Below are 21,400 nucleotides of genomic sequence, written 5' to 3'. Positions count from 1 at the left end.
ATTGAGTCGAAAGCCCGGGCTGCTTATCAGGAACAGAGACAGCAGCCCGGATATCGGAAATGCAACCTGTCAAGGTTTTGGAGGCGGAACTTCACAAGTGATACCGCCTGGACGCACTAGCTCGACGTACTGCTTTTGCGGTAACGGGTCCGCCGGCATGGCGGTTCCTCCACCCGACGGTGTAATGGTATAGGTCACATCCGCATAGCCTTGCGAGATAGGCAAAATATGAGTGTCGTAAGGCTCGACCAGGAATATAAACCCATTCGCCACTTCGTCTGCGGTCAGAGCGCCGTGATCGTAGGTAAATCGCGTTCCGGGAAGCGCCGTAGTCATGTCTAATTCATACCCCTGCCACACAGCTATCAGGGTATCGCCGACCTTGAGATCTTTATCACCAGGCACTTGCACTCTGAAGCCGAATTTTGCCGCTGGATCGTCATAGTTTTCAGAATATAGAGACCTGCAAGATAGCGTCTTAAAGCCACCGGCATCCTCGTACAGATCAGGGAAGCTGACCGGATCAAAGCCCACAGCTATAACAGCCACATCAACGAACGTATCTTGAGACTGTTGAGGGTTATTCCCGGTGTCGCTGTTGATTGTGTAATACATACGCAAGGCCGGATTATTGCCTTGGGCTTCAATAGCGGTCCAGGGAATGGTGAAACTGATCAGTTCCCCAGCCAATTCGCTGACAACGGTGAAGCTGGCAACGGGCGTATCCGACACACCCCAATACAACTGCAAAACTTCATTCGGCGCAACGGGTGTATAAAGTTCCACTGTCGCCGTAATATCCTGGCCGTTATCTGCCAGAGTGAGTTTGTCTTGTTCCCCATCGGCGCCGACGACGTGTACCAGGGCCAGATTCGGGTTGACAGGATCGGGCTCAGCCGGATTGACCGGGCCAATTGTGGAAAAATCGACATCGACCGTTACAGACAGAGGTGCATCAGGAGGAAAAAGCAGCGAACCGCGTTTGACCTGATAACTTGCCTGAACAGACTGTTCGCCAGGGCCGCCTGCATATTCCGATTTCAGGACGGACCAAGGAACGACGATAAAAACGTCAACTGGATCTGACCCTGGGTCTTTCGGAGTTAAATCGGTTGCTCCCCACCTGGCTTGAATCGTGGAACTTTTCGGATTGTTGTATGCGGGTATTTTAATCTCGACACCCAGATGAGCGTCAGCCAGATCAACCAATGGTCCCAATGGAATTTCAGGGGCTTTCAGGTCGGCAGGCAGGGCACCCAACTGCACATCCACCTCAGCAGGTTCGGAAACACTGCTGATATTGCCAGCCTTGTCGATCAACCAGTACACCGCGAAGGTCGGGCCATTGGGTCGGTCTTCAATGATGGCTTTGGGTATAGGGATCTTCAGGTCCGCAGGAACAGCAGTGGGGCCGAAAGCAGGGTCCGGGGCCGATATACTGTCAGGCAGGCCAGGGCCCCAAAATACAATAATCGTGTCTTCGGATGTTCGTCCGATGTACTCCGGCAATGTGCAGATAAAGTGGGTGGCACCTCCCGCAAAAGTTGCGTCGGTAATGGAAGTTTCCGGAACCGTCAGTGCGTCAGGTAAAGCGAGCGATGGGTCCACGTTGTAATAGGGCGCTGTCCGGTCAATGGTTATCGTAAAAGGCTCTGACTCATTGCTGTTTCCCGCACTGCTTTCGACCGAGTAGTCAATGGTGTAAGTCCCCTCGTGGGGAATACTGGCCTTTGGAATATTCTGCTCCAACGGGAAATCAGTCGCCTGAAGAGGCCCGTCGTTTCTCCTTTTGTTGGAGTAGAAAACCGCACCTGCAGAATCTTTTATCGTCATCGTGACATCAGCGTAACGACCTGCAGGAATGATGTAATCCCAATAAGGAATCTTCACATCCAGATCGGCCTCTAGCTTGGATACCTGCAGCAACCCTGGCGGGTTGCCAGGGAGAACCTCCAGTACAACCGGCTTGAGCAGCGGATCCTGCAATCCACCCGGCGCACGAACCACGCCTGCCTTTGAGCGAAGATATTCTCGACGGCGCTCAACACCTTCCTTTATTTTTTCGACGTTATTCATTACTTAAACTCCATGATAGTTGATCGGTTGGCCTCGTAAAAAGTCCGGCAATCAGAAACCATCTGGATATCCACATCCGACAATGCCGCGACTCGCAAGCAACGTAGCGCTTATCATAACCTGCGTATACTGTCATAACTGACAGGTAGCCACTTGCCGTATTACTTGAGCAGCATTTTCATATAGCAAAAAAAGGGAGGCTTTCGCCTCCCTTAAACTTAATGACTACTCATCACCAGCTATAACGCAACCCCACATTGGCGCCCCAGGGTTGTTCGATCTTGTCGCCATTACTGTATTCAAAGTCGGCATGCAGTTGCAGCCGATCGGACATGGACATCGCAATACCCGCACCCAGCTCACCGCGAGAACCGGACAAGTCATTATTGAAAACGTTGTTATTGACCTCGACACCGTTGTTCTTGGCGAATTCATGCACGTAGGCGGCCCGCACATAGGGCTGCACCACCTTGCCTTCACCCAGATCAAAATTGCGCCCCGCCGTTGTGCCCAGTTTACCCAGCAGTGAGCGGGTGCGGTCGCCTTCAGCCTGCATACCGTTGTCCAGATCATAATCCTTGCCCTGGATGACCACGCCGGATAGCTGCGTGTAGGGTTCCAGAAAGTAATTGTTATCCAGCTTGATGTGTTTGCCGAATTCCAGCGAAGCACCGACACCGCTGTTGTCGTAGTTGCCCCTGGATTGAGTGCCGTCACTCAAGCTGACGTCGGCTTCGTTGCGGAAGCGGTTGAACTTCAGCACGCCGTCGAAGTAGTAGCCGCTGTCCTGATCCAGCCAGGTGGTGTAAGCGCCAAGGTAGTAGCTGTTCACCTGGCCGGAGGTGCCACGGTCCAGACTGAGATCCGACTTGCTGTAGCCGCCCAGTAGCCCGACCAGCCATTGACCGTCGCCAATCGGCAGCGGCGCATCGGCGCCGAACGACAAACCCTGCTGGGTTTGCTGATAGCCGACGCCTGACGCGGCCTTGGCATCAAACTTGTTACCGTAGGTACGGACCCAACCCCCCGGTTGTGCGCCATTGACGCGCAGTTCACCCATGCGGCTGCGCAAGCTCGATAGCTCGCCATACCAGACCGTCGGAGCGGTATTGAACAGTGCCAGCACCGCACTGGTGCCTGCACTGACTTTGCCGGTATTGACCAGGTACCAGTCATTGCCATTTTGCTGACTGAGCGCGTAGCTGTAGGTGCCCATGTCCACTGGCCCGTTCAGCAAGGAAAACTGCGCGTCGCCTGCGGCTGTATGCACTACATGCAGGCTTGAATCGGCAACCGGGTCTGCACCAGTCGCCCCCACCAGCAACGAGTGGTTGCCTGTCGCAGTGCCGGTTACATCAAGAAAATCAACTTTGCCCTGTGAAAAATCCGCGTCCATGATGAACGTGCCGTTACCCGACAGATTCTCCACCGACAATTTATAGAAAGCATCCGGCTCACCCAGCTTTATCGCGCCGCCATTCATGGTCAGATTCGCCACCGAGGAATCTTCAACCATCACCCACTGCGCGGCGCTGTTTACGGCCAGACTGCTGACGTTTTCCAGGCGACCGGTAAAGACTGACTGATTATTCAACGCCACATTGATCGTGCTGCCTGCCTCGGCCCTGATATCGCCGGTCAACTGACTCTGGTTGAAATCAAGGTCCATCGCGCCACTGTCACGAACCTGGATATTGCCCGTGAGTGCGCTATTACTCACATTCATTTTTCCGTTGGCACCGTTAACCTCAAGGAGAGTGCCGTTGCCTCCCACCAGGGTCGAACCATTATTCACGTTGATCTGGGTGAAGTTGTTTTCACCGATAGGAGCATCCACCAAAATCGCAGATCCGGTCTGCCCTTCTACCCGACTGTTATCGAGCTCGATCGTCGGCGTTTCACCAAAAAGACCTTGACTGACGGTAATGCCATTTTGCGTACCCTGGATAACCGAACCCTCGGTGGCCCTTACAATTCCGCCAAACGTGTGAAGGCCGACGCCCGCCGGGCCGGTTCCGTTGACTTGACTCCCCACCAGTGTGAGGTCGGCGTTAGAGCCCGCAGTCGTGCCCGTGCGCAGGTCAATACCGAAATCACTGCCGTTGACTTGACTCCCTGTTATCACGACTGTTCCGCCGGCTATGCGCATTCCGGTCTCTCCCCCCGTGATACTGCTGCCAACAATCGTGGAATCACTGAACAGCAGGGATATTCCAACACCCGAGAGGTTGGCACCATTAACCGTTGTGTTCGTCAGGTTCAGGTCACTTCTGCTCACATTTATATAGCCGGTGCGGGCACCCGTCGCATTCAACGTCCCCCCGTTCGATACATCCCAGTTGTCGACCATCGTCGATCCATCGATATTTTTCGTTTCACCGATGACGACTTGTTCAAAGGCCGCTTGAGCTTGATGACAAACCAGCATGAGGGGTGCAACGGTCAACAAACTCAACGCTTTCGCCAACGGAGTTAACAAATACCTGCGAGAAAAATCCATTCCAATCACCGAGAGTTAAATATTTTAGGCAAACTCGCACGACCTGTACGAGTGACGCCGGAGATTAGCAATATAACCCTCAAAATCATGTAGGAAGATTCCTAGACAATTGTAGTACCCATCCTACAAAAACCAGCGCTTATTACAGTGTCAAATCAACTTTTTTAGAATAAAAAGAACTTCTCTTATCGCGAGCATGATAATGAATAGTCAATAGGCAGGCCGCCCTCCCGAAATATATAACCGCACCGCAACGTTGACAAATATCTCAACTACACTTATTGCGGTTATTGCAAAACCGAAACATGGCAAGCCATCTCGAACCGTATGCAGCGTCGGCCTCATGACCGGCAGCAGGCAATATCCCCCTAGGAGGCTGCGGTACGCAGGACTACAATCGCCGACCTCACACACAGACTGGCCTGCGCGAATGCTGACCTGCTTGCTCCACCCATTGCCTTATTCAGCAAACCCGGCTATCAACTTCGTCAGAATCCGTCACGCCCCCGGCGCCATCCTGCTGGACAGCGGCCGCCCCGGCGCCGAGCGCGGCAGGTTCGATGTGCTCAGCGCCTGGCCACTGGAGCAATGGGTGCCGGAGCCTCGGGAAAGCGGCGACGTTTTTTTTCAGCGTCTGCGTGAAAGCCTTGCGCGACTGGGCCCGGCGCAATTACCGGCGGGCAGCGCATTGCCCTTCGCCGGTGGGCTGTTGGGTTACCTGGGGTATGACTTCGGCCGCCGCCTGGAGCCGCAACCTGGGCAGGCGGTCGATGATCTGCAATTGCCCGACGCCCGTCTTGGGCTGTACGCCTGGGCCGTCATTACTGACCACCAAGCGCAGACCACACAGCTGATGTGCCACCCCGCGCTGGCGCCCGGCGAAGTCCAGCGTTTGCTTGAGTTGTTCCAGCAACCCGCCGCTGCCGATTCGGCCGGATTTCAACTGACCTCGCCGTTCAAGGCCAATATGCCTGCCGACGACTATCATGCTGCCTTTGCCCGGATCCAGGCCTATATCCACGCCGGGGATTGTTATCAGGTCAATTTCGCTCAGCGTTTTCAGGCCGATTGCCAAGGCGACCCGTGGGCCGCTTATTGCGCATTACGCGCCGCCTGCCCTACTCCGTTTTCCGGTTACTTCGCCTTGCCCGATGGTGATGCGATCCTGAGCCTGTCGCCAGAGCGCTACGTCAGGGTCAGCGAAGGTCAGGTTGAAACCCGGCCGATAAAAGGCACGCGGCCGCGCGGTCATGATGCGGCCGAGGACAAGGCCTATGCCGAAGCGCTATTGACGAGCCCCAAGGACCGCGCTGAAAACCTGATGATTGTCGACCTGCTGCGCAATGACCTGGGACGCAGTTGCAGCATCGGCTCGGTGAGGGTCCCGGAACTGTTCAGCCTGGAAAGCTACCCGAATGTGCACCATCTGGTGAGCAGCGTGACTGGCGAGCTGGCCTCCGGCAATGATGCCCTGGACCTGATCGCGGGCAGTTTTCCGGGCGGCTCGATCACCGGCGCACCGAAAATCCGCGCCATGCAGATCATCGACGAGCTGGAGCCGACCCGCCGCAACCTGTATTGCGGCTCACTGATGTACCTGGATGTACGCGGCGAAATGGACAGTTCGATTGCCATCCGCAGCCTGCTGGTCAAGGACGGGCAGATTTCCTGCTGGGGCGGCGGCGGCATCGTCGCCGACTCGGACTGCGAGGCGGAATACCAGGAAACCTTCACAAAAGTCCGCGTACTGCTGAAGACGCTTGAAGCGCTCTGAACCGCTCTGCGTCGCAAAGAGGACGCAGAGCGCCCAGAACGGCATACCGACGCAGAGCGTCGGCACGATAGCCAGATCATTTCGTGACGCTCTGCGTTACCTGTCTCCAGTCTTGCGCAACCGAGGCTTCGCCCTCAAAGCATCAAATCCCGATTCGAGGCCTTGATGAATTCCTTCTTCAGCGCCTCGAACGTGTGCACCGCCGGGAACTGCGGAAACTCGCGGATCACGTTGTCGGGCGCGTGAAACAGAATGCCAGCGTCGGCTTCACCCAGCATGCTGGTGTCGTTATAGGAGTCACCCGCCGCGATGATCCGGTAATACAGGCTCTTGAAAGCCAGCACCGACTGCCGCTTCGGGTCTTTCTGGCGCAACTGGTAACTGACCACACGGTCGGTTTCATCGGTGATCAGCCGATGGCACAACAGCGTCGGAAACCCCAGCTGGCGCATCAGCGGCTGAGAGAACTCATAGAACGTGTCCGAGAGAATCACCACCTGAAAGCGCTCGCGCAACCAGTCGACAAACTCCACAGCGCCGTCCAGCGGCTTGAGGGTGCTGATCACTGCCTGGATGTCCGACAGTTTCAGACCGTGCTCGTCGAGAATACGCAGCCGTTGCTGCATCAACACGTCGTAGTCAGGAATGTCCCGAGTGGTGGCGCGCAACGATTCGATACCGGTTTTTTCGGCGAAGGCGATCCAGATTTCCGGGACCAGCACGCCTTCCAGGTCCAGACAGGCAATTTCCACAGCACGCTCCCCAAGGGTATTCGCTATCAAAGGAGGCAGCACTCTAGCCTTTGGCAACGGCCACTGCACAGCGGATTTTGTTACCATTGCCGCCATTACGAGCGCTTAAGCGCCACCCCTGGATTCAAGGAAGCCGCCTGATGAGCCAACCTTTCGATGTCGCCGAACTGGCGACCACTTATGCGAACAAATCTGCGCAGGACATTCTGAAACTGGCCTTCGAGCATTTCGGTGATGAGCTGTGGATCTCGTTCAGCGGCGCTGAAGATGTGGTGCTGGTCGACATGGCCTGGAAACTCAACAAGAACGTCAAGGTTTTCAGCCTCGACACGGGCCGCCTGCACCCCGAGACCTATCGTTTCATCGAGCAGGTGCGTGATCACTACAAGATCGAGATCGAAATTATCTCGCCGGACCAGAGCAAGCTGGAGCCGTTCGTCAAGCAAAAGGGACTGTTCAGCTTCTATCGGGACGGCCATGGCGAGTGCTGCGGTATTCGCAAGATCGAGCCGTTACGGCGCAAACTCTCTGGCGTCAGCGCCTGGGCCACCGGCCAGCGTCGCGACCAGAGCCCCGGCACCCGCAGCGCCGTTGCCGCACTGGAAATCGACACTGCGTTTTCGACTGCCGAACGCACCCTGTACAAATTCAACCCGCTGGCGCAGATGAGCAGCGAAGAAATCTGGGGCTACATCCGGATGCTGGAACTGCCCTACAACAGCCTGCACGAGCGCGGCTTCATCAGCATCGGCTGCGAACCCTGCACCCGTCCGGTCCTGCCCAACCAGCACGAACGCGAAGGCCGCTGGTGGTGGGAAGAAGCCACACAGAAAGAGTGCGGCCTGCATGCGGGCAATCTGATAGTGCGCGACTAAAGTCGCGAGCGGCAAGCCTCAAGCTGCAAGCCTCAAGTCAAAGCGCGTACGGCTCTAGCTTGTAGCTTGTAGCTTGTAGCTTGTAGCTTGCAGCTAACAGCTGCCCCTAGTGCACCGGCAGTTCGACGTTGGCAAACAGTTCTTCCATTTCCTGTTTGTTATGGCACTGAACCGCCTTGGCCATGACTTCGCGGGTCAGGTGCGGGGCGAACTTCTCGATGAAATCGCACATGAAACCGCGCAGGAAGGTCCCGCGACGGAATGCGATCTTGGTGACGCTGGACTCGAACAGGTCACTGGCGTCAAGCACCACCAGATCGCTGTCCACTTCCTCGTCGACCGCCATTCTGGCAACGATCCCCACACCGAGATTCAACCTGACGTAAGTCTTGATGACGTCGGCATCCGCCGCCGTGAACACGACCTTGGGCACCAGGCCGCGATGACTGAAGGCTTCATCCAGTTTGGAACGGCCGGTAAAGCCGAACACGTACGTCACAATCGGGTATTCCGCCAGCAACTCCAGTGTCAGTTTCGGCACTTTGGTCAGCGGGTGGCCCTGCGGCACCACCACACAACGGTTCCAGCGATAGCACGGCATCATCACCAGGTCGCTGAACTGCTCAAGCGCTTCGGTGGCGATGGCGAAATCAACCGTGCCGTCGGCAGCCATTTCAGCGATCTGCATCGGCGAGCCCTGATGCATGTGCAGCGCAACATCCGGGTACTGCTTGATGAAATTGCTGATCACCGGCGGCAACGCATAACGGGCCTGGGTGTGCGTGGTGGCAATCGACAGTGTGCCCTTCTTCTCGTTGGAGAACTCCTGGGCAATCTGCTTGATGCTTTCGACCTTGCGCAGAATTTCGCCAGCAGTGGTGATAATGCGTTCGCCCGCCGGTGTCACGCGTGTCAGGTGCTTGCCGCTGCGGGCAAACACCTCGACCCCCAGCTCATCTTCAAGCAGACGGATCTGTTTGCTGATGCCGGGTTGAGAGGTGTAAAGGCTTTGGGCCGTCGCGGAAACGTTGAGGTCGTGGTGCGCCACTTCCCAAATGTAGCGCAGTTGTTGAAGCTTCATATGTGTCCCTCAAAGCAGATAAGCCCTATGGGCATCAGCGACGGTATATAACTGGATTAATGGTAGACGAATAATTCTAGAACTTTTTATCACCTTTGCGAGGTGATCGCACGCTCGAATTCAACTAAAACACCACATTGACCTTCCCTACCCCCGCCCTTTGTTCAACATGATGGGCACCATGTAAACCGGCACCTCTGAAAGCTGTAAAACTCTGGCGGCCGTACGGCCAATCGATCCGCCTTCTTCCACCCCCTGGCTGTGACTGCCGACCACCAACAAGTCCACACCCAGTTTCTGCACCTGCTCCAGAATCACGCTGGCAGGCTCGCCTTGAATGACGCGCACCGTGCGGATGAATGACAGGTCCTGATGCCCCTCACCCAGTTCCTCACGAAACCCGTCGAGGATCCGTTGTTCTATTGCATCCATGAAAGTACTCACGCCCTGGCGGTGCAGCTCCTGTAACGCATCCTCGCCCAGGTAGCTCTGCAGCACCGATTCGGCGAACAGCCCCATGGGCTCGACAACATGGATGACGTAAAGTCCGGCGTTGAACGTTCGAGCCAGCGCCAGTGCGTGCTGCGTTACATAAGGCGCGTAAAGACCGAGGTCTGTGGCATACAACATCGTTCGAACCATACAACCTCCCGGACTACCAGAATGGCGGAGATCGAGTCAGCTTAGCAGTGCATCTGGCGCTGCGATGGCAGAGATGCATGGTTCTTCAACGTCCGCCTGTATCCGGCCTGAGTTCGTTGCTGATGCCGTGTGGTACATGCCCGGTTGCGACGACGTCACGCGCCTTCTCGCAGTGACCGGGCTGATCATCGAAAAATACATCGGCGGCGAACGCTTCCAGAAACGCTGACTTCTGCAAGCCCCCCAGAAACAGCGATTCGTCCAGACGGATATCCCATTCGCGCAGCGTACGAATCACCCGTTCATGGGCTGGCGCCGAGCGGGCAGTGACCAGTGCAGTACGGATCGGGCAGCTGGCATCGGGGAATTCCCGCTGCAGCAGATTCAGGGCAGCCAGGAACGGCTTGAAAGGCCCGCCGCGCAGGGGTTCGCGGGCCGACTCGCGTTCGCTGGCCTGAAACGCCGCCAGCCCGCCGGCCTGGTAAACCCGCTCCGATTCATCGGAAAACAACACAGCGTCACCATCGAACGCGATGCGCAATTCGGCGCTGGCCGCACGTCGCGCCCCACCCGACAGAATGGTCGCGGCGGCGAACCCTGCATCCAGCGCGCTGCGTACGTCTTCCGCGTGGGTCGACAGGAACAAATGACAGCCAAACGCCGCGAGGTAGGGATACGGACTGCGCCCGCCAGCGAACGCCGCACGGCTGATGTCCAGCCCGTAGTGCTGAATCGAATTGAACACCCGTAATCCGGTGTCGGCACTGTTGCGCGAGACCAGCACCACTTCGACCCGTGCCTGACCGAGACTGGCATTGAGGCTCAGGAGTTTTTCCACTAACGGGAAAGCATCACCCTGCTCGAGAATTTCGTCCTCGTGCTCGATCTGATACTTGCGATAGGCCTCGACGCCATCCGCCATGTACACCGCGTGGCTGTCGCGCAGATCGAACAGCGCCCGCGATGAAATAGCCAGTACCAGCTTATGGTCGTTGCTTTCAGCCATCAATCCACCCTCTTCTATTCAGCGGCTGCTGCGATCGATAAACCCCAGCGCCTGATACAGCGTGCGAACCCGCACCATGTCGAAACCTGCCGCAAGCGCTGCCGCCAGAGGCCGGGCGTAGATAGCCTCCAGCTCCAGCGGGCGGTGCTCAGCCAGATCGTGGTACATGCTTGGTTTGTAATCCGGCATGCTCTCGGTCACCGAGAACAACTGCTCCGCAAACCCCGCCGGCAAGTCATGGCCGCAGGCTTCGGCACCCTGCACCACCTCATCCATCAAGGCGTTGATAAGCTCCCGACTGTCCGGATCGGCCATCAACGCGCGGGTGCCCGTCTGCAGCAAGGCCGCGAGCCCGTTGTACGGCACGTTCCAGACCAGCTTGCGCCAACGCGCCTGTTGCAGGTTCTCCATCACGTGCGCTTCGACCTCAGAGGCGCGGAACAGCTGCGCACAGGCGTCGATAATGGCCAGACGTTCAGCGTCATCGGCGGCGGGACCGCTGTGGTAACCCACGCTGACCGCGCCAAACGCCTGATGCACGACCTTGCCGGGAGCGACCCGGTGGACACAGATAAAACACAGCCCGCCCACGATATGCAGGCTGTCGGGCAGCACCGCGCGCAACTCATCCTCAACTGCGAGGCCGTTCTGCAACAGCAGCACCTTGGTGCCCGGCGCGGCAGCCTGTCTGATGATCGGTCCCAACGCCGCATTGCCGGTGCTTTTGGTGCCCACCAGCAACCAGTCGCACGCTGGCATATCGGCGGCTGAAGAATAGGCCTTGACGGGCTTGAGGTACAGATCGCCGTGCACTGCACTGCTGACTTGCAATCCGTTGCTCACCACCGCGTCGAACTCACTGCGTAGCAGGAAATGCACGTCGAAACCGGCTCGCGCCAGCATCAGGCCATAAAAACCGCCAATGGCTCCGGTGCCGATGATGCCGATTCGCGACTGCTCTGAATGGACACTCATAACGTCTCTCTCGGCTGTCTGTGTGTTTCAGGGGACGGCGTACACTATCCGTCGCAGCGCATCGTGTTGCAAATACAGATGCGCACAACGGCTGACAGCTCGTTTACTTATTGTCGAACAGCGCGATAACGCGCTAAGGTTCGGCTCCCCGCTGCGCTCAAACCTGCTGGGCACCGCCGCACGGGGGACCGTTGGCGGCCAGTACCCGCGACCTGATGAGTAACACGATGGCTGATTTACCGATTAATGACCTCAACGTTGCTTCCAACGAGACCCTGATCACGCCGGATCAGCTCAAGCGCGACATCCCGCTGACCGATGCTGCCCTGCGCACCGTCAGCCAGGGCCGCGAAGTGATCCGCAACATTCTTGATGGCAACGATCACCGCCTGTTCATTGTGATCGGCCCTTGCTCGATCCATGATCTCAAGGCAGCCAAGGAATACGCCGAGCGTCTCAAAACGCTGGCGGCGGAAGTCTCCGACACCCTTTATCTGGTCATGCGCGTCTACTTCGAAAAGCCAAGGACCACGGTTGGCTGGAAAGGCCTGATCAACGATCCGTATCTGGATGACTCGTTCAAGATCCAGGATGGCCTGCACATCGGCCGCCAGTTGCTGCTGGACCTGGCGGAAATGGGCCTGCCCACCGCCACCGAAGCACTGGACCCGATTTCGCCACAGTATCTGCAAGACCTGATCAGCTGGTCGGCCATCGGCGCACGCACCACCGAATCCCAGACCCACCGCGAGATGGCATCCGGTCTGTCTTCGGCAGTCGGCTTCAAGAATGGCACCGATGGCGGCCTGACGGTTGCGATCAATGCCTTGCAGTCGGTCTCCAGCCCGCATCGTTTCCTGGGTATCAATCAGGAAGGCGGCGTATCGATCGTGACCACCAAAGGCAATGCCTACGGTCACGTGGTATTGCGCGGCGGCAATGGCAAGCCCAACTATGACTCGGTCAGCGTTGCCCTTTGCGAGCAGGCCCTGAACAAGTCCGGCATCCGCCCGAATATCATGGTCGATTGCAGCCACGCCAACTCCAACAAGGACCCGGCCCTGCAACCGCTGGTGATGGAAAACGTCGCCAACCAGATTCTGGAAGGCAACGAATCGATCATCGGCTTGATGGTCGAGAGCCATCTGAACTGGGGTTGTCAGGCCATTCCGAAGGACCTGTCGGAATTGCAGTACGGGGTGTCGATTACCGACGCCTGCATCGATTGGGAAAGCACGGAAAAAACCCTGCGCAGCATGCATGCGAAACTCAAGGATGTACTGCCGGCGCGCAAGCGCAAATAGTTGCCTGACTGATCAACGTGCAATAACGAAAACGCCGAGCATATGCTCGGCGTTTTTCATGCTGGCGGTTTTTATCGAGCGATCAATCGTCGAGACTGATCAATCAAAGCTTTGCAGCCTGGGACTGCAAGTCATGAAGCTCCATGTAGCGCTCGACATAAGAGCAGGACGGGATGACGGAATAGCCCATGGTGTCGGCATAATCCAGCGCTTCCTTGGTCAGGGCGGCGGCAATTCCACGCCCCCGCAAGGCGTCGGGTACAAACGTTCGGTAGAAGTCCAGGGTCTGCTTGCCGAGATCCATGTACGTCAGGTAGGCACGATGGCCATCGATAATAATTTCAAAATGGTGGCCGGCTTCATCATGGTGGATGGACAACGCCTCGCTCATTGCTACTCCTAGCGGGTCTTGGAATTTGACCCCTACCTTACCGATCTTTTTCCGGCGAAGGAACATCTACGCCACCCAGTATCTGTTTATCACACCGGAAAGAGCATTGCCGATCTCGACAAACAGCACGTTGGGATAGTAGGCACCATTGCTGAAGATGCTCAAGCACAGTGAAGATAAAAACCCATGAAAATGTCCTCCTGCCGACCGAACGTCGAACACAGCGACGTCAATTGACACGTTCGAGCAAGAGGGCGGAACGCCTGGACTGAACAAGGGTCCAGTAAAAGTGGATAGTTTTTGTACAGAACGCTTGAGAAGTAACGCGGAACACTTTCAAAGCCGGGAATTTTAGCAGCTTCTTGCGCTGGGTCCGTTTACTTACTACAAACAATGGGTACTATGTACGCCGGTCGTTTTCTCATTTTCGAGAGATGACTAATTTGAACAAAATTCCTTGAAGGTGAACACGATGAACAACGTTCTGAAATTCTCTGCTCTGGCTCTGGCCGCAGTCCTGGCTACCGGTTGCAGCAGCGTATCCAAAGAAACCGAAGCTCGTCTGACCGCTACCGAAGACGCAGCAGCTCGTTCGCAAGCACGTGCCGACGAAGCCTATCGCAAGGCTGACGAAGCTCTGGCTGCTGCTCAAAAAGCTCAGCAAACTGCTGACGAAGCCAACGAGCGCGCTCTGCGCATGTTGGACAAAGCCAGCCGCAAGTAATAATCCTCAGGGGTTATTGAAAGCCGATCCGGCAACGGGTCGGCTTTTTTTTGCGTGTTTTTTACGTCATTAAATCTGACTGCCCCCCGAGCGCCTCTCGTTCCGCACGCTCCAGCGTGGGAATGCAGGTCTGGACGCTCTGCGTCCGATCTTGAATGTGCGGTGCAGCGTGGATTTGTGACACAGAGCGTCACGAGCAAGTCCTGAAGAGCCCAAAATACGTGGCTTTCAAGCTTCTGACCGAAGCGCGTAGGAGCGAACTTGTTCGCGAAGACTTTGGTCCAAACGCCCTATTTCTGGGGGCTGTACCGGCCTCTTCGCGAACAAGCCGGCTCCCACGAGACTTGTATAACGATGAGCGCTACAGCACGGGAATGCAGTTATGGACGTTCTGCGTTAGATCTTGAAAGTGCGGTGCAGCGTGGATTTGTGACGCAGAGCGTCACGAGATCCCATGACGACGCGGAGCGTCGCACGATAGTTGTACAGGCCAACGCGGAGTGACGACGCTCTACTGAAAAATCACCGGCTCTTCCGCACTCGCAGGCGCTTTACCCGGCTCTGCAATCTCCACCGGCATGCCATCTTCGGCCGCGACCACATCACGTACCCGGTCCCAGTTCATGCGCAGGTTGTTGGCCAGGTCGTCGCGTTTGAGCAGCGCGTTGATGACGGCGGTGTGTTTGTCGACCACCGACGGGTTGCCCAGATCATCGACGGGCGTGTGGGCCTCAAGGTAGACCTTGCCGCCGCTGATGCCGAATTTGTAGGGTTCGCTGATGATACGCACTGTCGTACCGACCGGAACCATGTCGGCCAGTTCCAGCACGTTGTCGTTGTACATGCGGAAGCAGCCATGGCTGGTGCGCATGCCGATGCCGAATTTCTTGTTCGAGCCGTGAATCAGATAGCCAGACAGGCCCAGGCCGAATTTGAAAGGCCCCAGCGGATTGTCCGGGCCGGCGGGCACGACGTCGGGCAACGGATCGCCGTCAGCGGCGTGTTCGGCCTTGATCGATGCAGGCGGCGTCCAGGTCGGGTTGGGCGTCTTGGCGGTCACCTTGGTCACGCCGATAGGCGAGCCCCAGCCTTCACGACCGACACCCAGAGGGTAGGTGTGCACCACATTCTGCCCCTTGGGGTAGTAATACATGCGGTATTCGGCCAGGTTGATGACAATCCCCTCACGCGGACCCGGCGGCAGTATGAAGCGGGTCGGCAGCACGATATCCTTGCCAGCGCCCGGCAACCAAGGATCCACGCCCGGGTTGGCGGCAATCATTTCCAGATAGCCCAGATCGTATTTAGTGCCCAGATCGGCAAAGGTGTCTTCATACCTGGCCTTGATCACCTGAACTTCACCAACGATGTCCTCGCCGGGTGGCGGCAACGGAAACTCCAGTGCATGGACAGAGCTCGCCGCGCAGAAAGCAGCAAGTGACAGACAGCGGGTAACGGCTGGAATGCGCGACAACATCCGGAAAGATCCTTCGGGTAACGGCGACAGAGATAAGCACTGAGTGTACACCTGCACTCGCGAGATCGGATATCTACCGCGCGCCGGCAAGCAGTGATGACAGCTAGAGTTCAGGCCAGATCGGGTTCATCCCCCTGCGCTGTGCATCCATGATGGCCTTGCACAGCGGACAAAGACGCTCATCGCGCATGGCCTGCAGCTCGACCGCGGACATTTGCGGCTGGGCAGGCAACAAGGTGCCGCATAAGGTCCGGTCGATGGAGCCACCCAGTTCCAGCTGACGCGCAATCAGATGCACCCGCACTTCCTGACAGGCGAACAGATCCAGCTGTTCATGAGGCTCAAGCATTTGATAGGCATACAGGGACCAGGCGGGACGCGGCATGGGGGGCTCCAGATCGGGGGCGCCACATTAGCCGAAAGCCCCCGTACTGGAAAGCCTCAAAGCAGCGGTTTCAGGCTCGGCCAGACATTTTCCAGCAACTTGCCCTGCGCGGCGGCCGCAGGATGCAGGCCATCAGCCTGCATCAGCTCGGGCACCCCGCCGACGCCTTCCAGAAAGAACGGCACGAACGGGACCTTTTTCTCTTCGGCAAGGTGGCTGTAGACCTCCTTGAACGCATTGGTATAACGCGGCCCGTAATTGGGCGGTATCTGCATTCCCAGCAGCAGCACCTTCGCGCCGGCGGCCTTTGAGCTGTCGATCATCGATGAAAGGTTTTGTTGCAATTGAGCAGGCTGCTGGCCGCGCAGCCCGTCGTTGCCGCCCAGTTCGAGAATAACCAGCTCAGGCTTATGCTCTGCAAGCAGCGCAGGTAGACGCGCCTGGCCTCCGGCGCTGGTGTCGCCACTGATGGAGGCATTGACCACCTTGTCGTCGTATCCCTCCTTCCTGAGTCGCTGTTCCAGCAGACTAACCCACCCCACGCGGGTATCCAGGCCGAAAGCCGCACTGATACTATCGCCAACGATCAACACCGTGCCCGCCATTGCGCCCTGTGACAGCAGCAACAATCCCAGGCCAGCACTTAAAAACCACGCACGCATCGGATTCTCCATGAGTGAAAGTATTCTCAGTGCCCAAAGCCTCAGTAAAGTGGTCCCCAGCACCGAAGGTGACCTGACTATCCTGCACGAACTCTCCCTGGAACTAAACAAGGGCGACACACTGGCCATCATCGGTGCCTCCGGCTCGGGCAAATCCACGCTGCTCGGCCTGCTTGCCGGGCTCGACCTGCCCAGTTCAGGCTCAGTGATCCTGTCAGGCCGCAACCTCAGCGTGCTGGACGAAGACCAGCGTGCCAGAGTGCGGGCCGAGCACGTCGGCTTTGTGTTTCAGTCGTTCCAGTTGCTCGACAGCCTGAACGCGCTGGAAAACGTCATGCTGCCGATGGAGCTGGAAGGCCGCAAGGATGCCCGCGAAAAAGCGCGCCACCTGCTGGAGCGTGTCGGGCTGGGCCAGCGCCTGACCCATACCCCGCGGCAATTGTCCGGTGGCGAACAGCAGCGAGTCGCGATTGCCCGCGCCTTTGCTGCCGACCCGGACGTGCTGTTTGCCGACGAACCTACCGGCAATCTGGACAGCCACACCGGTGAGCGCATCAGCGACCTGCTGTTCGAACTGAACAAGGAACGCAATACCACGCTGGTGCTGGTGACTCACGATGAGCGTCTGGCGCATCGCTGTCGCCGTCTGATCCGTCTTGAAGGGGGCCGCCTGGTTGCCCCGCTGGAGCCTTGATGGCACGTCTGCCTTTTACTCGACTGCTGAGCCTTGCGGGCCGCCAATTGCTGCGCGATGCCCGCGCCGGCGAGTTACGGGTACTGTTCTTCGCCTTGCTGGTGGCCGTGGCCGCCAGCACGGCGATTGGTTACTTCGGTGCGCGCCTGAACGGTGCGATGCTGCTGCGGGCGACCGAGTTCCTTGGCGCTGATCTGATTCTCGAAGGCTCCAGCCCGGCGCGTGCCGAGCAAGTCGAGGAAGGCAAGCGGCTGCAACTCAAGCATGCGCAGATCGTGGTTTTCTCCAGCGTGATCGCCACCGACGCCGGTATCCAGCTGTCGAGCATCAAGGCGGTGGATGACGTCTACCCGTTGCGCGGCGAACTGAAAAGCGCCCCGGACCTGTACCAGCCCGAGCAGGCTGGCAACGGCCCGAAATCCGGCGAAGCCTGGGTCGAGGCGCGGCTGCTTCCGGCGGTCGACCTGAAGGTGGGTGACGACATCGATGTCGGCTCCAAAACCTTGAAACTGACCCGCATCCTGACCTATGAGCCGGACCGGGCAGGCAACTTCTATAGCCTCACGCCTCGGGTGATGATCAATCTGCAAGACCTGGCTGCCACCGGCGTGGTTCAGCCTGGTAGCCGGGTGACCTACCGGGAAATGTGGAGCGGCCCGCCTGAAGCGCTGGCCGCCTACCGCAAAGCCATCGAGCCGGGCCTTGAACCCCATCAGGAGATCAAGGACGCCCGTGACGGCAGCCAGCAAATAGGCGGCGCGCTGGGCAAGGCCGAACGTTATCTGAACATGGCCAGTCTGGTGGCCGTGCTGCTGGCGGGTGTGGCCGTAGCGCTTTCAGCATCCCGATTTGCTGCCCGGCGCTTCGATGCCAGCGCCCTTCTGCGGTGCCTGGGCCTGTCGCGCGGTGAGACGATGGCGCTGTTCAGCCTGCAACTGGCAATCATCGGCCTGCTGGCCAGCCTCAGCGGCGCGCTGCTGGGCTGGCTCGCACAACTCGGGTTGTTCGCGCTGCTGCAAAACCTGCTTCCGGCCACCGTGCCGCCCGGCGGCCTGTTGCCTGCGCTGGCAGGCATGGGCACCGGGCTGGTGGCACTGGCCGGTTTTGCCCTGCCGCCACTGGCCGCACTGGGCCGTGTTCCGCCGTTGCGCGTACTGCGCCGCGACATGTTGCCGATCCCCGCCAGTTCATGGCTGGTGTATGGCGCAGCCCTGCTGGCGCTGGGCCTGATCATGTGGCGCCTGAGCCTGGATCTGGTGCTCACCTTTGCCCTGCTGGGCGGCGGCATTGTCGCGGCACTGGTATTGGGCAGCCTGTTGTTGCTGGTACTCAACAGCCTGCGCCGGTTGCTGGCCGGGGCTTCGCTGCCATGGCGACTGGGCCTGGGGCAACTGCTGCGTTATCCGCTGGCCGCTGCCGGTCAGTCGCTGGCCTTTGGTTTGATTCTGCTGTCGATGGGCTTGATCGCGCTGCTGCGGGGTGAATTGCTCGACACCTGGCAGAACCAGCTGCCCAAGGATGCACCGAATTATTTCGTGCTCAATGTGCTGCCGGTCGACAAGGAGAATTTCGCCCAGACCCTGAGCAAGCTCTCTACTCACTCCGCCCCGCTCTATCCAGTGGTGCCGGGACGTTTGACCAGCATCAATGGCGAACCGGTGAGCAACTTTGTCACCAAAGACTCGCGCGGCGAAAACGCCACGCGCCGTGACCTCAGCCTGACCTGGGCCGCCGACTTGCCCGAGGGCAATGCATTGACCGCTGGCCGTTGGTGGAAAGACCTGCCCGCCTCCGGTCAGGGTGACGCAACGCCCGGCGTTTCGATCGAGACCAAGCTGGCCGAGAGCCTGAACATCAAATTGGGCGACCGCCTGAGCTTCATCGTCGGCGGCCTGACTCGCGAAGCCGTGGTCACCAGCCTGAGGACCGTGAACTGGGATACGTTCCAGCCCAACTTTTTCATGATCTTCCAGCCTGGCACCCTGGCCGACCTGCCCACCACCTACCTGACCAGCTTCTATCTGCCGCCCGGTCAGGACAAGCAGATCGTCGAACTGTCGCGGGCCTATCCGTCGATCAGCATTCTGGGTGTGGAAGCCTTGCTGGCGCAGGTACGCAGCATCCTTGATCAGGTCACCCTGGCGGTGCAGTTCGTACTGCTGTTCGTGCTGGCGGCTGGCATTGCCGTGCTGTTTTCCGGATTGCAGGCCACCCTGGACGAACGCATCCGGCAAGGCGCGCTGCTGCGTGCGCTGGGCGCCGAGCGAGCGCTGCTCATCAAGTCGCGGCGCATCGAGTTCGGTCTGCTCGGCGCGGCCAGCGGCGTACTGGCGGCACTGGGTTGCGAGCTGGTGAGCTTTGTACTGTACCGCTACGCCTTTTCACTGGAGTGGCAGCCACACCCCTGGCTGCTGCTGTTGCCCGTGATCGGTGCGCTGCTGGTCGGTGGCGCCGGTGTGTTCGGCACTCGTCGCGCACTGAACGTCAGCCCGCTGACCGTGCTGCGCGAGGGTTGAGGCTACTCACAAATCTCGTGGGAGCGAGCCGGGCGACGCTTCGCTTGCTCGCGAAGAGGCCGGTACAGTCCCAGGAAATAATGAAGGTCAGGACGCTCTGCGTCCTGCCTCACTTCTCATAAACAATCGAGTTCACGAACCAGAGTTTCTCGCCTTCCGGCGTATTGACCAGCACGTCATCGCCAACCTCTTTTTTCAACAAGGCGCGAGCCATGGGGGAGTCGATGGAGATGTAGTCGTTGCGGCCGTAGATCTCGTCGTAACCGACAACCCGAAACGTCTTCAGATCACCCGCCTCGTTTTCGATCTCGACCCAGGCACCGAAAAACACCCGCCCTTCCTGCTCTGGCGAATACTGCACGACGCGCATATCTTCAAGGCGCTTGCGCAGGTAGCGCACACGCCGGTCGATTTCGCGCAGCAGCTTCTTGTTGTACTGGTAATCGGCATTCTCGCTGCGATCCCCGAGCGACGCCGCCCAGGCGACTTTCTGGGTAATGTCAGGCCGATGCTCTCGCCACAGGTAGTCGAGTTCTTTTTTCAGGGCTTCGTGCCCGTCTTTGGTGATGATCTTTGTACTCAAGACGTTTCTCCGGCCCCACAAAAACCAATTCAACGGGCGATCGAATGTTATCTACGCGTCACCTCGTGCTGGATGCAGCCTTCGTAGTAAACCTTGCTGACCGCATCCGGTTTCAGGCGTGATTCGCTGTCGTACGTCTGCTCGGTGATACGCAAGGCCATCGGGCGCATCCACTGCTTGACGAACTTGCGTGACTGGAGCTTTTGCCGCGCCCCATAACGCGTGACACCCGACAGCTTGGAGGCCTGCGCACCGCCCGCGATGGTCGAGCCCCAGCGACACAGGTAACGCTCGTTTTCCGTAGCGTTTCTGGCCTGGACGGAAAAAGCCAGCCCCGAAAGCGTCAGGCACGCCAGAGCACAATAAACCAAACGCATGCGATAACCACCTAATCCTTTGATAAGGCGGCGATTTTGCCTGCCGGATCGAACCCAGGGGGCCAGCAATGTGCCTTCTATTGCCACTTGATGAGGCGCTTGCCTCAACCCAGCGTAATCAGCCCCTGACGGGCAATGCGGGTCAGGTCGCGAATGACCTGATCGACAGCATCCGCCTGCGGTGATTGCACGACGGCAAGGTCGAACTGATCGTTGGCAAAATGGCTCAGTGACTGCTGTGGATCGACAAACTGGATCAGGAATGCGCAAGAGCCGCCGCGCCGACGAGGCCAGCCGTCCAGATAGCGCAGCAGCGTGGGCTGATGAGCACCGCTGAGGAGAATTTTCGGGTTCTTGCGGGACAAGACCGTGCTGATCGGGGAAAGACGAATGAGGGGGCGCAGGTTATTCATGGTTTTTCTCTGCCTCAGAAGCTCCGCTGGGCAGCGGTGAGAGGCAACACCGAACCAACGTTTTAGCGGTATTTCGACAAGACCTGAGCCTTGCCAGGCGCCCCGCAAGTAGTTGTTAAATCGGCGCTTGAGCACGCATGCTAGAGAAACGCCCCATTCATTGTCAATTGCCAGCCGTGGCGGTGCCATTCAT

Annotated in this window: 20 protein-coding genes; 6 read left to right on the top strand and 14 right to left on the bottom strand. The window is 58.2% G+C overall.

Translation table 11 applies throughout. The annotated features are described in order from the left end of the window. Positions 1 to 69 precede the first annotated feature (69 nt). Together I9H07_RS09005 and I9H07_RS09000 are read right to left on the bottom strand one after the other, a co-directional pair. Positions 70 to 2,076 carry a hypothetical protein gene (locus I9H07_RS09005; protein ID WP_236425612.1) on the bottom strand — a complete coding sequence of 669 codons (2,007 nt, stop codon included), beginning with the start codon at positions 2,074 to 2,076 and terminating at the stop codon, positions 70 to 72. A 232-nt stretch (positions 2,077 to 2,308) separates the two neighbouring features. Further along, positions 2,309 to 4,576 (bottom strand): autotransporter outer membrane beta-barrel domain-containing protein, encoded by a 2,268-nt coding sequence (locus I9H07_RS09000; protein ID WP_236425611.1) that lies wholly within the window; start codon positions 4,574 to 4,576, stop codon positions 2,309 to 2,311. 430 nt (positions 4,577 to 5,006) lie between these two features. On the opposite strand from I9H07_RS09000, the gene pabB reads away from it, so the two are divergent. Then, the gene (gene pabB, locus I9H07_RS08995) at positions 5,007 to 6,350 is read left to right on the top strand and encodes an aminodeoxychorismate synthase component I (protein WP_024672308.1); all 1,344 of its coding nucleotides are present in this window, start codon (positions 5,007 to 5,009) and stop codon (positions 6,348 to 6,350) included. A 134-nt stretch (positions 6,351 to 6,484) separates the two neighbouring features. Here the strand turns inward: pabB and thrH are convergent, their stop codons facing one another. Beyond that, on the bottom strand, positions 6,485 to 7,102 hold the full coding sequence (gene thrH, locus I9H07_RS08990; protein WP_024673035.1) for a bifunctional phosphoserine phosphatase/homoserine phosphotransferase ThrH: 618 nt from the start codon (positions 7,100 to 7,102) through the stop codon (positions 6,485 to 6,487). A gap of 140 nt (positions 7,103 to 7,242) precedes the next feature. Here thrH and I9H07_RS08985 point away from each other — a divergent pair, with 140 nt between their 5' ends. After that, positions 7,243 to 7,977 (top strand): phosphoadenylyl-sulfate reductase, encoded by a 735-nt coding sequence (locus tag I9H07_RS08985; RefSeq protein ID WP_024673034.1) that lies wholly within the window; start codon positions 7,243 to 7,245, stop codon positions 7,975 to 7,977. A 106-nt stretch (positions 7,978 to 8,083) separates the two neighbouring features. On the opposite strand, the gene cysB is transcribed toward I9H07_RS08985, so the two are convergent. From cysB to I9H07_RS08965, 4 genes are all read right to left on the bottom strand, one after another. Beyond that, positions 8,084 to 9,058 (bottom strand): HTH-type transcriptional regulator CysB, encoded by a 975-nt coding sequence (gene cysB / locus I9H07_RS08980; RefSeq protein WP_024673033.1) that lies wholly within the window; start codon positions 9,056 to 9,058, stop codon positions 8,084 to 8,086. Between the two features lie 147 nt (positions 9,059 to 9,205). Continuing rightward, on the bottom strand, positions 9,206 to 9,700 hold the full coding sequence (locus I9H07_RS08975; protein ID WP_024673032.1) for a universal stress protein: 495 nt from the start codon (positions 9,698 to 9,700) through the stop codon (positions 9,206 to 9,208). 85 nt (positions 9,701 to 9,785) lie between these two features. Further along, a complete protein-coding gene (locus I9H07_RS08970) occupies positions 9,786 to 10,706 on the bottom strand; it encodes a 5'-nucleotidase (protein WP_024673031.1) in 921 nt (306 codons plus the stop codon). An 18-nt stretch (positions 10,707 to 10,724) separates the two neighbouring features. Further along, a complete protein-coding gene (locus I9H07_RS08965) occupies positions 10,725 to 11,681 on the bottom strand; it encodes a putative 2-dehydropantoate 2-reductase (protein WP_236425300.1) in 957 nt (318 codons plus the stop codon). A 227-nt stretch (positions 11,682 to 11,908) separates the two neighbouring features. On the opposite strand from I9H07_RS08965, the gene I9H07_RS08960 reads away from it, so the two are divergent. Next, entirely contained in the window at positions 11,909 to 12,985 is a 1,077-nt protein-coding gene (locus I9H07_RS08960; RefSeq protein ID WP_236425301.1) for a 3-deoxy-7-phosphoheptulonate synthase, read from the top strand. A 103-nt stretch (positions 12,986 to 13,088) separates the two neighbouring features. Here the strand turns inward: I9H07_RS08960 and I9H07_RS08955 are convergent, their stop codons facing one another. Continuing rightward, the gene (locus tag I9H07_RS08955) at positions 13,089 to 13,376 is read right to left on the bottom strand and encodes a GNAT family N-acetyltransferase (protein ID WP_024647683.1); all 288 of its coding nucleotides are present in this window, start codon (positions 13,374 to 13,376) and stop codon (positions 13,089 to 13,091) included. A 472-nt stretch (positions 13,377 to 13,848) separates the two neighbouring features. Here I9H07_RS08955 and oprI point away from each other — a divergent pair, with 472 nt between their 5' ends. Beyond that, the gene (oprI, locus tag I9H07_RS08950) at positions 13,849 to 14,100 is read left to right on the top strand and encodes an outer membrane lipoprotei OprI (RefSeq protein ID WP_002553018.1); all 252 of its coding nucleotides are present in this window, start codon (positions 13,849 to 13,851) and stop codon (positions 14,098 to 14,100) included. Between the two features lie 511 nt (positions 14,101 to 14,611). Here the strand turns inward: oprI and I9H07_RS08945 are convergent. The 3 genes from I9H07_RS08945 to I9H07_RS08935 all read right to left on the bottom strand — a co-directional run bounded on the left by I9H07_RS08945 (position 14,612) and on the right by I9H07_RS08935 (position 16,624). Next, a complete protein-coding gene (locus I9H07_RS08945; protein ID WP_236425302.1) occupies positions 14,612 to 15,577 on the bottom strand; it encodes a L,D-transpeptidase family protein in 966 nt (321 codons plus the stop codon). Positions 15,578 to 15,680: 103 nt separating this feature from the next. Continuing rightward, positions 15,681 to 15,962 (bottom strand): hypothetical protein, encoded by a 282-nt coding sequence (locus I9H07_RS08940; protein ID WP_007249946.1) that lies wholly within the window; start codon positions 15,960 to 15,962, stop codon positions 15,681 to 15,683. A 56-nt stretch (positions 15,963 to 16,018) separates the two neighbouring features. Then, positions 16,019 to 16,624 (bottom strand): arylesterase, encoded by a 606-nt coding sequence (locus tag I9H07_RS08935; RefSeq protein ID WP_024673401.1) that lies wholly within the window; start codon positions 16,622 to 16,624, stop codon positions 16,019 to 16,021. A gap of 10 nt (positions 16,625 to 16,634) precedes the next feature. Between I9H07_RS08935 and I9H07_RS08930 the strand changes: the two genes are divergently transcribed. Together I9H07_RS08930 and I9H07_RS08925 are read left to right on the top strand one after the other, a co-directional pair. Continuing rightward, positions 16,635 to 17,318, top strand: coding sequence for an ABC transporter ATP-binding protein (locus tag I9H07_RS08930; protein WP_236425303.1), 684 nt, complete (start codon positions 16,635 to 16,637; stop codon positions 17,316 to 17,318). Next, positions 17,318 to 19,834 (top strand): ABC transporter permease, encoded by a 2,517-nt coding sequence (locus I9H07_RS08925; protein WP_024673403.1) that lies wholly within the window; start codon positions 17,318 to 17,320, stop codon positions 19,832 to 19,834. Before I9H07_RS08930 ends, I9H07_RS08925 begins: the two co-directional genes overlap by 1 nt. A gap of 109 nt (positions 19,835 to 19,943) precedes the next feature. Here I9H07_RS08925 and greB read toward each other — a convergent pair whose 3' ends face one another. From greB to I9H07_RS08910, 3 genes are all read right to left on the bottom strand, one after another. Continuing rightward, positions 19,944 to 20,417: a transcription elongation factor GreB gene (gene greB / locus I9H07_RS08920; protein ID WP_058391415.1), complete on the bottom strand. Its 474-nt coding sequence runs from the start codon at positions 20,415 to 20,417 to the stop codon at positions 19,944 to 19,946. A gap of 47 nt (positions 20,418 to 20,464) precedes the next feature. Beyond that, on the bottom strand, positions 20,465 to 20,794 hold the full coding sequence (locus I9H07_RS08915) for a hypothetical protein (protein ID WP_024673571.1): 330 nt from the start codon (positions 20,792 to 20,794) through the stop codon (positions 20,465 to 20,467). A gap of 104 nt (positions 20,795 to 20,898) precedes the next feature. Next, on the bottom strand, positions 20,899 to 21,207 hold the full coding sequence (locus tag I9H07_RS08910; protein WP_024673570.1) for a hypothetical protein: 309 nt from the start codon (positions 21,205 to 21,207) through the stop codon (positions 20,899 to 20,901). Between the last annotated feature and the right edge of the window lie 193 nt (positions 21,208 to 21,400).

Origin of the sequence: Pseudomonas syringae, from assembly GCF_023278085.1 — a bacterium.
GTDB lineage: Bacteria > Pseudomonadota > Gammaproteobacteria > Pseudomonadales > Pseudomonadaceae > Aquipseudomonas > Aquipseudomonas syringae_Q.
Note: the sequence above shows the minus strand (reverse complement) of the source record. Positions and strands in the feature narration are given on the sequence as shown.